This window comes from Candidatus Cloacimonadota bacterium (genome assembly GCA_019429305.1).
Classification (GTDB): Bacteria; Cloacimonadota; Cloacimonadia; order Cloacimonadales; family JAJBBL01; genus JAHYIR01.
The window spans coordinates 179,682-194,040 of sequence record JAHYIR010000002.1; the positions used below are offsets into that span (position 1 = coordinate 179,682).

At 36.2% G+C, this 14,359-nt stretch carries 10 protein-coding genes; all 10 read left to right on the forward strand.

The window, feature by feature from the left end; translation table 11 throughout:
* Positions 1-63: 63 nt before the first annotated feature.
* The gene (locus K0B81_02060; protein ID MBW6515386.1) at positions 64-1,302 is read left to right on the forward strand and encodes an FtsX-like permease family protein; all 1,239 of its coding nucleotides are present in this window, start codon (positions 64-66) and stop codon (positions 1,300-1,302) included.
* 16 nt (positions 1,303-1,318) lie between these two features.
* Positions 1,319-1,993 (forward strand): ABC transporter ATP-binding protein, encoded by a 675-nt coding sequence (locus K0B81_02065; protein ID MBW6515387.1) that lies wholly within the window; start codon positions 1,319-1,321, stop codon positions 1,991-1,993.
* A 45-nt stretch (positions 1,994-2,038) separates the two neighbouring features.
* On the forward strand, positions 2,039-6,130 hold the full coding sequence (locus K0B81_02070) for a hypothetical protein (GenBank protein MBW6515388.1): 4,092 nt from the start codon (positions 2,039-2,041) through the stop codon (positions 6,128-6,130).
* A gap of 6 nt (positions 6,131-6,136) precedes the next feature.
* Complete coding sequence (locus tag K0B81_02075) at positions 6,137-6,700, forward strand: Gx transporter family protein (GenBank protein ID MBW6515389.1); 564 nt, start codon at positions 6,137-6,139, stop codon at positions 6,698-6,700.
* Positions 6,681-8,861 (forward strand): PBP1A family penicillin-binding protein, encoded by a 2,181-nt coding sequence (locus K0B81_02080; protein ID MBW6515390.1) that lies wholly within the window; start codon positions 6,681-6,683, stop codon positions 8,859-8,861. Before K0B81_02075 ends, K0B81_02080 begins: the two co-directional genes overlap by 20 nt.
* Positions 8,862-8,893: 32 nt before the next feature.
* The gene (locus tag K0B81_02085; GenBank protein MBW6515391.1) at positions 8,894-10,012 is read left to right on the forward strand and encodes a glycosyltransferase; all 1,119 of its coding nucleotides are present in this window, start codon (positions 8,894-8,896) and stop codon (positions 10,010-10,012) included.
* A 164-nt stretch (positions 10,013-10,176) separates the two neighbouring features.
* Positions 10,177-11,388, forward strand: a complete 1,212-nt coding sequence (locus tag K0B81_02090) for a hypothetical protein (GenBank protein ID MBW6515392.1) — start codon at positions 10,177-10,179, stop codon at positions 11,386-11,388.
* A 146-nt stretch (positions 11,389-11,534) separates the two neighbouring features.
* On the forward strand, positions 11,535-12,419 hold the full coding sequence (locus K0B81_02095; protein MBW6515393.1) for a Tpl protein: 885 nt from the start codon (positions 11,535-11,537) through the stop codon (positions 12,417-12,419).
* The gene (gene rlmN, locus K0B81_02100; protein ID MBW6515394.1) at positions 12,416-13,489 is read left to right on the forward strand and encodes a 23S rRNA (adenine(2503)-C(2))-methyltransferase RlmN; all 1,074 of its coding nucleotides are present in this window, start codon (positions 12,416-12,418) and stop codon (positions 13,487-13,489) included. The genes K0B81_02095 and rlmN overlap by 4 nt, the downstream gene beginning before the upstream one ends.
* Before the next feature lie 36 nt (positions 13,490-13,525).
* Complete coding sequence (deoC, locus tag K0B81_02105; GenBank protein MBW6515395.1) at positions 13,526-14,323, forward strand: deoxyribose-phosphate aldolase; 798 nt, start codon at positions 13,526-13,528, stop codon at positions 14,321-14,323.
* Positions 14,324-14,359 lie beyond the last annotated feature (36 nt).

Sequence of the window (14,359 nt, forward strand, 5' to 3'; positions counted from 1 at the left end):
GATACTATACAACTGGGTATAGAAAATGCTAAAGAACAACTCAATATATAAGAAGAATAAATAATGAAGAAGAAGGGTCAAATACTTCTTTTTTTTGTCAAAAAATCGTTCCGCTTTAGCAGTAAGCAATTAAGAAAACCTTCTACTATCATCACTTTTGGTGGTTTTGCATTATCAGTCGCTATTCTTACTGCATCTTTAACATTGCTTAACGGTTATCAGCGTGCATTAAAAGAGGGGTTATTAGGTGTTAATGCTCACATCTATCTCTATAGTTTGATCGATAATAAATTGACCGTTGACGAAGTTAACAGAATAACAGAATTTTTTCATGAACAAGAAGAAATTGAATCTTTTGCAGCTGTTAAGATGACTCAGGTCATGGCGGTCGGAGAAAGACAAATAAAGGGTGTATTAGCCCGTAGTATTCAATGGCAAAAGAAGAATCTGCCAATCAATTATCATACCTACATCATAGAAGGGAGCGGAAAATTAGAAGACCAATTTGATGCAGTTCTGGGATCTGAATTAGCAAATTTTCTTCAGGTTAGTGTAGGAGAGCAGATCAATCTGATGACACCGGCTAATATGCAATACACATTATTCGGGTTAAAAACCGGAGAAGTTACAATCAACGTCAAAGGTATCTTTCATTCAGGAATATATGAATCCGATTCCCGCACGGTATATCTAAATGACGAGATTTTTTCCTTTCTAACGACTGATCCTGACAAGCATGATATGATAGAAGTCAAACTAAAAGCAAATCATATAGATCGAGCAGACTATCTGGCATATGTCTGGAATTTAATGTTAGAGGAGAATTATATCATCAACTCATGGATAGATTACAATAGCAATCTCTTCACTATGCTTGTTCTGCAAAAATGGGTAATAGCCATTATCCTTAGTTTCTTGATTGTTATCGCTTCTTTTAATATTATCAGTAATACCACAACTTCGATCATGGAGAGAAAGAAAGAGATCGCCATACTTATGGCTATGGGTTGTAAAAATGAATTGCTGAAGCATTTCTTTCTGATAAAAACCACTCTATTGAGTCTATTTTCTGTAATCATAGGAGTAGGTAGTGGTCTCTTATTAGCTTATCTGCTAACAAAACAGACCTATTTGGTTTTAAAAGGTGATGTATATTTCATTGAATCTTTTACAATAAAACCTGACATAGGAACTATTGTTATCACCTTGACCTTATCACTATTTATTGCTTTGTGGGCAACAATAATGGCTTTAAACAAGATATCACAATTAACTATCATTGATATTATAAGAGGAAATTAGTAAATTAAGAGGTAACATGTCACTATTAAAGGGAATAAACATATCAAAATCATACAGTGATGCCGGAAAAATATTACAAGTATTGAAGGGATTAGATTTAGAAATTGAAAGTGGAGAAACTGTTGCTATTACCGGTGAATCTGGTTGTGGCAAAAGTACTCTTTTACATCTATTAGGAATACTGGATAGAATGGATAGTGGAGAGGTTTATTATTCTGAGAAAAAGATAGATTTTAATCACAGAAATATTGCCAAATTCCGTAATCAAACTATCGGTTTTGTTTTCCAGTTTCATTACCTGTTAGAAGATCTTACCGCCAGTGAAAACGTGGCAATCCCTCATTTTATTAATTGTGGAGACTGGACAAGCAGTATAAAAAAAGCTAAGCAACTACTTAAAGAGGTTGATATGCAGGATAATCTTAGTAAGTATCCTAATCAGCTTAGCGGTGGTGAACAGCAGAGAGTTGCCGTTGCCAGAGCTTTGATTAATCATCCTTTAATCATACTTGCTGATGAACCTACAGGAAATCTCGACCCCCGTCACAGTAGTGAAATTATCGAACTAATGATAGAACTCAATAAACAAGAAAACTGCTCTCTGGTTATAGTAACCCATAATCAGGAAATAGCCGAAAAAATGCAAACACATTACATCTTAGAAAACGGCTTATTAAAGAGGCAGGACTGAACAATAAAGAACGCATATTAAAGTCTATGTTACGGAGTTTCAGTATTGAAGAATAAGAGATGGTTGTTTATCCTACTGGGAATTCTCTTTTTGATAAATATCTCTTTTCTGGTAATAGTCAGGTTTGTTAGATATGAAGCTTGGATTATTAACAAACTGACTTCTATGGTAGAAAAAGAGCTTGGTGCTACATCATCAATAGGTACTCTTTCTCTTACAGACAGACAATTACATCTTTCAAATATTAGTATTGAAGATCCGAATGAAGTCTTTCGGGTTGAAGTAGCAAACATCTATGTAAATTACAATCTTTTAAAAGTCCTTGTCTCGAATATAAAGATCTCAAAAGCTGTTGAAAGCATCTCAATTATTGAACCAGTTATATCTGTTAGAATTCCTACATCAGAAACTGTTCTGCAAGCTGAGGAACAGCAAAAAGCTTTTTCCTTGCCGATCCTACCCGATATTAGTGATTATTTTAGGATATTAACTCTTTTTAACGGCACTTTAAATATTGAATACAAAGATGACTTCATAACCTACTATGATACTTTCCCTCGTTTTGATTTGCAGGTTGAAAATAATCGTACCAGTAATTATAATCTTAAATTGTACCATGAAGCAGCATTATATGACAAAAAAGATAACGAAAGAGAGAATGAAATATCTACTGCGACTATAGATATTAATCTTGAAACAATTAAGGGACAGATTTCATCGTTTGAGTTTGTAGTTAGCAATTATCAGCCGACTGAATTGATTTCGCATTATTTATCAGAACTTTCTCTTCAAGTAGATCTACAGGGTCAATACAAAGATGGAACATTAAAATTAAACGGATCAATTACTGATCTTGAAGCTGTTTATGAAGGTAGGATATTATTAGCTGAAGATATTATATTTTTTGCTAATGAAGAGCGGTTATTTCTGAATACAGATAGTCTCTTATTAGATGGTAATTCAGCTCTTCTTCATATAGAAGTAATGAATATCTTTTCACAACCCGAAATAAACCTTAGTCTCAATTCTGAGAAGGTTACCTTAGATAATTATCTGCCTGTGGTTAACGGAACTGCTGATATAGAATTAAAAATTACAGGATCGATATCGCAACCTATTGGCTTATTACTTTTAGAAAGCAAACAGATCGAGCTTTATAGTGAGAAAGTCAAAGATATTATTTTAACCGGAGAGTATTTCGACAAGCAACTTAATATTTCTCTTGATCAAGCTATTTGGCAAAATAATAATCTCGAAGGTAAAGGTAGTTTTTCATCTGATCTAGGATTAAACTTCAACCTTCAAAAGGAAAGATTAGCAGTTAACTTATATGATTATAGTTTTGTAGCAGACATCAATACAGCAATAAATTACCAAGAAGGCATAACTATTAACTCATCACTTAGTAATTTGAACATCGAAAACGGATTTCTCTCTCTATCTGGTATGGAAATGGATTTTAACCTGATTAATAATGATTTCACCTCAACTTTGAAAGGTCAACGTTTAAATATATCAACACAAGGAAATATTGCAGAGAAGGAATTCTCTTCCACTTTAAATCTACACGGTATTAATCTAAATGAAACAGTCAAAAAGAGGACATCTCTGTTAAAATCCTATCCCAATCTGACTGGCAGATTGGAGTTATCTTATGAGAATAAAGTACTGAAGGGTGAAACAGCAATAAGAATGTATAATCTTCGGTATGGTGAATTACAGGGAAACTTCAGATCTGATGTTTATCTTGATTTTCTGAAAAAAAGTTCCTCTTTTTCTTTCGAAACTATTAACACAACATATCATTATGAACCGTTTAGCATTATCATCTCAGGATCAGGAAGTTTAGATAGTCTTAAAACAGATAAATTTTTGTTAAACAAAGATCTAAATACAGACTTAATAATAACTGCCAAACCTGATCTGAATGTCACAGCAAATGTTAGTGGAAATAATGTCGAGCTTTCCAGATATCTGCGATATTTTTTTAAACCAAGTATAGCAAATCAAATCAAAGGAGAACTTGATATAGAAATTGATATTGCTTATCCTAATCACATAACAGGATCTTTTAATGGGAACAACTTATCTTATAGAAAACTCGGTCCGTTCAAAAATGATTTTTCTTTCTCTTTGGCTAACAGTGATATAAATAATACTTTAGAAACTCCTCTATCGATAGATTATGATGGCACAATCAGGTCTATAGGAAATGACCCTCTGCTCGTTTTAACAGGTCATACTCTCTTTAATAGCGATCTAGATACTGATATAGATGTTTACATAAACGATCTGTCGGCAAATAATTTAATGCCTGATAGTAACTTGACTGGTTTAATTAATGCTGATCTGCACTACATAAGAAGAGAACGCAGCAATGTGATCGATGTTGAATTAACTGCTACTGAATTCCGTTACATTTGGTCACCGGTCAATGGTAGATTAAATGGTAATTCAGCAGATTTTGCTGTTGATACACTTCAGTTAAACGTTAGACAGACTGATAACATTCTATCCACTAATAAATTCTCTGCTCAAAAAGAAGATCTTTTCGAAATGAGTATCAAAGGAGTTCTCGGTTATAATATCATCACAAATCGTGTCTTCGACACTGATGACGAGTTAAGAGTAGATTTTTCAGGAGATTTGCTAAGAGTTCTCGCTAACACTTTCAACTTTCTTGAAAGTGGTAGATCTGAGACTGATCTGGAACTTCAATTAGGTATTAGGCAGGAAGAACTTTCAGTTACTACAGGTAATTTTGTCATCAATAGGGGTAATCTAAAAGTTAAGAATCAGCCGGAAAGAGCTGAGGATATCAATCTTGATTTACAATTTGATAACAACAGAATGACTATAAACCTTTTTGAAGCTCAGATAGGCGAGGGAAGAATATTCATTCGAAATGAGATCAGAGAGAACGGTGATGATTTTCAACTCGGTTTTCTTAACTTGGGTCATTTCTATGCTACTACAACACCAAACGGTGTATCAATACATCTTCCCAGATACTTACCCCATGGTTCTACCGGTAATGTCGTTGTCAGAGGAAGGGATTCTTCAGAAGCAGAAATAAGGGGACCTTTCGATGATATTAAAATTACAGCTGATCTGCATATTTCACACACTTATGTAACTTATCCTCCTGATACAGAAAATCTTTTCAAATTGATTAACATTGCAACCGAAAGAAGGCCTGACAGAACTCCTACTCCTATACCTTTAGAATTAGATCTGATGCTTGTCGCCAATAATCAGGTTCGTTATGTGACTTATCCCTTGAACCTCTTGGTTAATACGAATAGTTACCTTCATCTCGTCTATGAAGATGAAACATGGATTCCGGCAAATGCTTTCTTGTCCGCAGATTCCGGTTCATTAGATATGTTTGGTACCTCCTTTAGTCTTGATTTCGCTCAATTCTTAATCAATTATGATCTAGATGATTATAGATTGAACGGTATTTTTTATAAATATGCATCAGATGGCAGTTTAATTACTTTGGAGATTTTTAATGAAACTAATGGTAGTTCCTCCGATATTTTAGATACCATGCAGTTCAATTTAAAATCTGATAATCCTGAAGATACGACAATACTTCATGTTTTATCAAAATTAAGATACAATCAGAGATTGGAAGATATCCCACGATCTGAGCAGAATGCGTTAATGCAGGATGAGTTTCTTCAATTGGCCGGTATTGGTTTATCCGGAGCATTTGTCGATCCTTTTATCTATCCCTTTATCAATAGAACACGACAATTGTTTAAACTGGACTATTTTGCCATCAGACCAAGTTTGGTTGAGAATCTTATTCGTGCCTATGGGTTTACCGACAGAACGCGTGAACCGGAAGAAGAAAACGAGGTCATTCAATTTGGCAAGAATATCATCTTGAACAATCTCTCTATAACTATGGGTAAGTTAGTTGCTCGTGATTTATTCATTGATTATGAGATGCTGTTACAGAAACCTGTTGATGTTGTGGGGAGAAGAGATTTACTATTGTATCATAATTTTACATTTCATTATAATCTCCCTTACCGTTTGAGATTAGCATACAGATTCTATTTAAAACCGGAAGGTGAAAAGAATTCTCATGAAATATTTGTTAGACGCGGTTTTTCATTTTGGTAATATAGTATGAAAACAGCTGAAACCAATAATTCGCTAAATTTCAGGAAGATGAATTCAGGGAGAAGACTTATATTAACAGCTCTCTTTACTGCTGCTGCTTCCTCTATATACATCTTAGAGAGCTTTATTCCTAAACCTTTGCCTTTCATGAAGATTGGCTTAGCTAATGTTATCCCTTTAATATTGATTCTTACAAGGAACTATCGAGAAGCATTCTTGGTAATGTTTGCTAAAATCTTACTTGGTGGTTTTATTACCGGTACTTTGTTCAGTCCAACCACAATTTTATCTTTTAGCGGTAGTGTAATATCTTTTTCAATTATGGTTTTCCTCTTCATAATACCGATAAATTTCAGCATTATTGGGATCAGTTTAGCAGGTGCAGTATCCCATAATTTCGGACAACTACTCATGGTAAGATTGCTGTTAATCAAAGAGAGTGAAATATTTTATTTGACTCCATTGTTAATAATATTGGGAATGATAACAGGTGCAATCACTGGATATATAGCTTATTTGCTACTAAATAAACTAAATTGGCAGGAGAATAATGAAGTTTTACATCTATAGATATCTATACATTATGGTCGGCATAGTTTTCTTGATGGCAGGAGTCTTTGCTGGTTTATTTTTTTTCTATAGTAACCAGTTACCCCCTCTCTCTGAATTACAGCGTTATGATATGAAGACAGGTTCGGAGGTTTATGATATCAATGATAGGCTGATCCATGTCTTTGCAGTTGAACATCGAAGGAATACCGACCTGAGTGAGTTGCCCGATTATCTTATTGATGGGTTACTGGCGGTTGAAGATAGAAGATTCTACTCCCACTGGGGGGTTGACCTCTACAGGACAATCAGCGCCATTCTCATAGATCTGAGAAGAGGTGATTTTTCTCAGGGTGGTAGTACTATAACTCAACAGCTGGCACGAAATATGTTCCTGACCTTTGATAAGCAGATCCCCAGAAAAATCAAAGAAATGATGCTGGCTGTCAAGATAGAGCAGAATTACAGTAAATACGAGATCTTAGAAATGTACCTCGATAAAGTCTATTTAGGAGCGGGTGTTTATGGTGTCGAAGCTGCGTCACACCGCTATTTTAATAAGGATGCACAAGATCTGACAATATCAGAAGCAGCAATGATAATCGGACTTATACAGCTGCCTAGTGCCTATTCTCCTATCAGTTATCCTGACCGTGCCATTAGAAGAAGAAATACCGTTTTATATGTAATGTATGATCAGGGAGTAATAAATGAACAAGAATACAGAGAACTTATCGATGAACCTATTATATTAGCTTCACAAAGAGGAAATCAAGGAACAGCAGATTATTTCTTAGAACATATCAGATTACTTGTCGAAAGAAAATATGGAACAACCCGGCTCTTCACAGAGGGGTTAAAGATTTATACAACCCTTGATTACGATTTACAGATTTATGCCGATTCATTATTGAATAATGAATTAACAATGTTAGAACAGAGACAAAGATATCCCGAAAAATATGAGGATTTCCCTCCCAATATGACTGACATAACTACACCCTATATACAGGGTGGTGTTTTGGGTATAGAACCGCAAACCGGATATGTCAGAGTGATGATTGGAGGTAGAAATTTCAATCATAGCAAATTCAACAGGGTGACTCAAGCAAGAAGACAACCTGGCTCTGCCTTTAAACCGATCCTTTATACTGCCGCTTTAGATTATAGATATACACCGGCAACCATAATTAAAGATGAACCGGTAGTATTTGTTCAGAGTGACTCAGTTTTCTGGAAACCACGGAACTATTCTCAAACTTTTGAAGGTTATGTCAGGTTGAGAGAAGCATTGAATAAGTCAATTAACACGGCTGCCGTAAAAGTTATTACCGATATTGGACCTTCAAGGGTTGTTGATTATGGTAGGAGATTCGGGTTGACAACTCCTTTGAGACCTTATTATTCTTTAGCAATAGGTTCTTTTGAAGTAATTCCGATGGAACTTGTAACTGCCTATACAACTTTCGCCAATAATGGAACAAGGGTGACCCCCATTTTCGTGCGTCGTATAGAGGATAAGAACGGTAATCTACTTGAAATGGCTGTACCGGAACACATCAGAGTAGTTGACGATAAAACAGCTTATCTGGTAGCAAATTTACTGCAAACAGTAGTTGATGAAGGGACGGGTAGATCTGTAAGAACGAGAGGATATCGCTGGTTTGCAGCTGGTAAAACAGGAACAACAGATGACTATCGAGATGCTTGGTTTATTGGTTTTAACAAGCAGCTCGTTCTGGGTATTTGGGTTGGTTTTGATGATAACACATCTATGGGTAGAAATCAAACCGGTGCTGTGGCAGCTCTCCCCTCTTGGCCTCCAGTAATGCAAAAAGCGATTGAAAGAATTGCTCCCAAAAGCAGTACTGGAACTCCAATTGTTGATGCCCTGGAACTGGAACTTACCAAGCCGAATGGCATCATAACTCAACGTGTCTCTGCCAGGACAGGACTACTTCCTCGAAGTTTGACAGAAGCTAGTATTGAAGAGTATTTTATTGCCGGTACCGAGCCTACTCTATTATCTGACAGTCTCCGATATAATTTCCACCCTTCCATGTATCGTGAAAACCTATATGATTCATTGATCGTGAACTTAGGGGGTCGCAGGAGTACTGAACAGGATTCAATCTCGTTCTTTGATCAGAATGCTCCAAATGTTATTATTCCGCGACCATAGATAATTAAAACTATTTTAACTGGAAGATCACAATGCCTTTTTACATGCTTCTCTTCTTTATCGGTTTTCTCTTTCTTATTGATTATCTATTTTATCTGATAATTTTTGCTTACGGTTACAAAAGAAGAAACGAGGAATTGATCTACAAGAAGAAAACTGTATCGATCATCATAGCAGCCAGAAATGAAGAAAAAAATATTGGACGTCTTTTGACTTCATTGGTAAATCAATCCTATCCTGAAGAGCTTTATAAGGTCTATGTTATTGATGATAGATCAGAAGATAAGACAGCTCAGATAGTTCAACAATTCGCAGATAAATGGAATAACGTCCAATTAGTCCAGATCAAGAAAACTCCGGTTGCTGTATCACCCAAAAAGTTTGCCCTATCAGAGGCAATAAAAGAGAGCGACGGTGAAATAATCTTGCTAACTGATGCTGACTGTTTAGTCACTAAATATTGGGTAGAAGCGATGGTTAGTAACTTTACTGATAATATATCAATGGTTGCCGGCTTTTCTCGTACTCTTATTCCCAATTGGAGAAATAGCACTTTGCTGGAAAAATTCGAATATTTCGATTTCCTCCTCATGTTTATGGCTGCTGCCGGTGCAATTTTTGCGGGCAAATATTTTTCCTGTTCCAATCAGAATCTAGCATATTTAAGAACCGCTTATAAGAAGGTTGGTGGTTTTGAGAAGATCAAACACATTCTTTCCGGAGACGATGTTAACTTGATGCAACTCTTTCGTAAAGAGAGATTTAAAATTCGTTTTTCCCTAATTAACCACTCTTTTGTCTATACTCAACCTGTCTCAACATTTGGAAAGTTGATCAGTCAACGTAGCCGTTGGGCTTCTAATGCTAAATGGCAATTGCAACTAAATCCCGAGTTCTTTGTTTATCTGGTTTCAATATTTATTGTACATGTATCTATCATTACTCTGATTTTTCTCTGTTGGCAGTTAGCGATGCTTATGTTCCTATTTAAAGCAATAGTTGAATTTATTTATGTAGCATCTCATTTTAAACTTTTTGAATCGGAAAAGCAAAGAATGAGTTTTTTCCCGTATTGGGCAATTATCCAACCATTTTATCTAATAATTGTCACTCTCAGAGGCGTCTTAAACCTATTCTCTTGGAAAGTATGATCTTGTTCTCTTAAAGATTGATGAGAAGCTTTTTTGCTCATTGAGTATTAATACTATTTTACCGTTCTCCTCTTTCACCACTTTTTATTGACTTAATCATCTTGCATAAAATTATGTAAATCATTAAACAACTACTGCTGTAGTTCTAAGTATTGAGGTTAACAATGACTTATGTGATATTTGATGATAGATTTACAGAGAATTTTTATCCTCTGACTCTGAATCGTTCTCAGGGTGATCTCAGAGTAGGTATTCTCAAATTAAGGCAACGAATCGCTGCATATCTTGAGATAGAAAATCCGCCCTTAATTATTTCTTCCAGACTCGAATCATTATACCGGTATAGGCATCCGAACCGACAGATCAATTCTATAAAGAGCGGAGAGACACTATTTATTAACAGCAGATTAAAGATAGATGATGACTGGGTAAAACGAATCCATGATCTACCAGAAAACTCAGTTTATGCTGATGATAATTGCTTTTTGGTTGCCCGTTTAAAAGTTGAAGGACAAGATCTAACTGCGGAAAATTGCGATTCTCTTTTTGATAAACTCAATAATATTTCGCTAAATACAGGTAATTGTTGGCAATATATCTGGGAATTAATTTCCAGTAATGCAGAGTATATAAAGAGAGATTTTGAAGATTTCTTCTACGATCAGGACAATTTTTACGAGACAGAGATGGGGGTAACAATACTCAATCCCTATAATGTCTGGATCGGAGAAGGAACAGAGATGAAACCGGGGGTGGTGATCGATGCATCTAATGGTCCGGTTGTTATTGATGAAGGAGTAAATATTCTTCCGAATGCAGTTATTATTGGACCTGTCTATATTGGAAAGAGGTCTGTTATTAAAAGCGGTGCTAAGATATATGCAGGAACGTCAATTGGTCCAGTTTGTAAGATCGGTGGTGAGGTGGAAGCAACGATTTTTCAAGGATATTCCAATAAACAACATGACGGTTTTTTGGGACACAGTTACTTAGGAGAGTGGATTAACTTAGGTGCCGACACTAATAATAGTGACTTAAAGAACAACTATAAGCCGATAAAATCCTATTTCTATCCTTGGAATAAGAAGATAGAGACTGGTTGTCAGTTTTTGGGTGTAGTGATCGGTGATCATACTAAAACTGGTATTAACTGCACTATCAATACTGGCGCGGTAATTGGACTTGGATGCAATCTTTATGGATCTAAGTTAATTACTGACTATATTCCCTCTTATAGTTGGGGTAGTGCTAATGATTTGATCCCTTATCAAATGGTGTCATTTCTCGAAACTGCTCAAATTGTTAAAAAGAGGCGAGATCTGCCCTTAACCGACGCTGAAATAGAACTGTTCAAACAGATACAAAATCAAAAGTAACTGACTAAAAATAAGAACTTTTGACTTCGTCGAACTCGGAAGCAGCCACGAGGAAGTGTTTTCCTCGGTTCTGTAGCATAGACTTTAGTCTGTGATTTTTTTTAAATCTTTAAGATGATATTTAAGAGTAATAAATAGAGGTAAATATGAATCACTTTGTGGAAGTTGAGTTTCGCTCAGGGCGGCTCGGATATTTCACTAATCCAAATAATTTGATGCTTGAACCCGATATGCTTGTTATTGTAGAAGTAGAGCGTGGTTATGATATTGCTACTGTAATTCATGGTTCGATTTCTAATGAAGAATTAGACAATCTTTTTGCTAATAACAAGATAATGAAGATAATCAAAATCGCCCAAGATGAAGAATGTAAACAGCTCGATATTGTTAGGGACAAGGAACGTACAGCAGCTGAAAAATTCACTTCTCTGTTGCCAAAATACTCCTTTGAGATGAAGCTTATCGAAACCATTTATCAATTTGATGGTAACAAACTGACCTTCTTTTTTACTGCCGATAGTCGTATTGACTTTCGTGATTTTGTCCGTGAACTTGCCACAATATTCAAAACGAGAATAGAATTGCATCAATCTACAGGAAGAGATGAAGCAAAGAGGATCGGCGGTATTGGTATGTGTGGTTATAAATACTGTTGTGCTTCATTTCTCAAGAGATTTAATCAAGTCACTATAAAGATGGTGAAAGATCAAAATTTATCGGGAAATCTATCCAAGATCTCCGGTCCCTGCGGAAGACTACTCTGTTGCCTTAATTATGAAGAAGATTTCTACGTTGAGTCATCAAAGGGATTTCCTGAAATTGGTGATGAAATCGAGTATAACAAGCAAAAGTTCTTTGTCTATAAGAACGATTATTATAATCAAAAAGTCCATCTATCCAATGAAGATCAACTCATCGAGATCATTCCGTTACAACAATTTCTCGATATGAAAAGTGGCAAACAGGTTGAGAATGCACCCAAGCAAAAGAAAAATCATCAACGAAGGCACAAGAACAATCAAAAAAAATGACCAACCGTAATGTCTCCCCTATTGCCTATACACCTGAAGATTGGCAGGAAATATTAATACCTCTGTGTGATAACAGTATCAAGACAGCTCGGTATAGATCTATTCAAATCTGTGATTGGATTTTTAAAAAATTTGTTCCCGACTTTAGCTTAATGTCCAATCTTCCCAAGCAACTGAGAGACTATCTAGCAAATCATTATCCTCTGCAATTTCCACTAATCAAACAAAAAACTGTTTCTAATGACGGAACAACCAAATTTCTTCTAAAATTGGCGGATAATAGTCATATAGAAATGGTACTTATTCCTGAGAAAGAGAAATTAACACTCTGTATCTCCTCGCAAGTTGGTTGTCTAAGAAGGTGTCGGTTTTGTGCTACCGGTGATATCGGTTTCAAGCGTAATCTAGACTCAGCTGAGATAATTACTCAATTATTGCTGGCTTTTCGCTATTCATTAGGAAGACGGATAACTAATCTCGTTTTTATGGGTATGGGAGAACCTCTTGATAATCATGTGAATGTCTTCAGGGCTATCAGATTGATGCAGGATAATCGCCTGCTTTCCTTTAGTCCCAGACGTATTACCGTATCAACTTGCGGTTTGATCCCCGGCATCAGAAAGCTTCTTGCTGAAAAGGTTAAAATCAAGTTAGCAGTATCTCTAAACTCAGCAATACAGGAGAAAAGAGAATATCTCATGCCTGTAGCAAAACTATATCCCCTGAAGGAACTGAAACAGGATTTACAACTCTATAGACGTAATAACCCTTTTCGTATAACGTTAGAATATGTCATGTTTAAGGGATTCAATACCGGCAAGGAAGATGCCCGTGCCTTGATTAAACTTTTGGGTGACCTATCTTGCAAAGTTAATTTGATCTCTTGGAATGAAACACAGTGTAATAGTGAGTTCCAGGCACCTTCTCCAGACGAGATCGAGAAATTCATTAGTTATCTGCAACCACTTCCCTTTGCTGTAACCTACCGTAAAAGTAGAGGAAAAGATATACAGGCAGCATGCGGGCAATTAGCTGCCAATTATCAAATTTTGAAAGAAGATATAAGTTAGTCAAATATCATTGTATTAATCAATAGGAGTACAAGTATGAACATAATCAAAGAAATCGCCCTAAAATTCATAGTCCCCGGTGAAGAAAGGCAGTGCATGTGCGGCGGGGCTCACGAAGTATGTCTCCGCTGTAAGATCTGCCGTGCTGAAAGCCCTGATATGACTGTCACAAAGGTCGAAGATATCGCCCGTTACATAGATCATACAAATCTCAAACCACAATCTACTTCCGAAACTATCGTCAAGCTCTGTGAAGAGGCAAAGAGTTATAATTTTAAATCGGTTTGTGTAAATCCGTACTTTGTTCGTTTGTGCCAATCATTTCTGAAAAAAACAAATTCTCTTGTTTGTTCTGTTGTCGGATTCCCTCTCGGTGCCAATATAAGCGAAGTTAAGGGAGAAGAGACGCAACAATGTATTAGAGAAGGAGCTAAAGAAATTGATATGGTTAATAACATTGCCTCAGTCAAGGAGAAAGATATTTCAACCTTGCTGACTGATATCGGAACTGTTGCCGATGTTTGCCGTAACAAAGATGCTGTATTAAAAGTTATTATCGAAACCTGTCTGCTGGGTGAAGAGGAAAAGATCATTGCCTGTTTGGCAGCTAAAAAAGCAGGATCACTATTTGTAAAGACCTCTACAGGTTTTTCTACAGCTGGTGCTACATTGGAAGATGTCGCACTGATGCGACGTATAGTCGGTCCGAAGTTCGGAGTTAAGGCATCCGGTGGTGTCAGCAGTGCTGAGATTGCTCTCAAGATGATCGAAGCTGGCGCCAATCGTATCGGGACAAGCAACGGTGTCTCTATTGTCGAAGAATTCAGAAAGTAGATAACCATAAATACTTACCTTGTAATCTGAGGAGAT

Bases quoted from the DNA above. Each gene is read 5' to 3' on its own strand.
- deoC (MBW6515395.1), top strand. From the start codon at position 13,526: ATGAACATAATCAAAGAAATCGCCCTAAAATTCATAGTCCCCGGTGAA.
- K0B81_02065 (MBW6515387.1), top strand. From the start codon at position 1,319: ATGTCACTATTAAAGGGAATAAACATATCAAAATCATACAGTGATGCC.
- K0B81_02075 (MBW6515389.1), top strand. From the start codon at position 6,137: ATGAAAACAGCTGAAACCAATAATTCGCTAAATTTCAGGAAGATGAAT.
- K0B81_02095 (MBW6515393.1), top strand. From the start codon at position 11,535: ATGAATCACTTTGTGGAAGTTGAGTTTCGCTCAGGGCGGCTCGGATAT.
- rlmN (MBW6515394.1), top strand. From the start codon at position 12,416: ATGACCAACCGTAATGTCTCCCCTATTGCCTATACACCTGAAGATTGG.
- K0B81_02080 (MBW6515390.1), top strand. From the start codon at position 6,681: ATGAAGTTTTACATCTATAGATATCTATACATTATGGTCGGCATAGTT.
- K0B81_02090 (MBW6515392.1), top strand. From the start codon at position 10,177: ATGACTTATGTGATATTTGATGATAGATTTACAGAGAATTTTTATCCT.
- K0B81_02085 (MBW6515391.1), top strand. From the start codon at position 8,894: ATGCCTTTTTACATGCTTCTCTTCTTTATCGGTTTTCTCTTTCTTATT.
- K0B81_02060 (MBW6515386.1), top strand. From the start codon at position 64: ATGAAGAAGAAGGGTCAAATACTTCTTTTTTTTGTCAAAAAATCGTTC.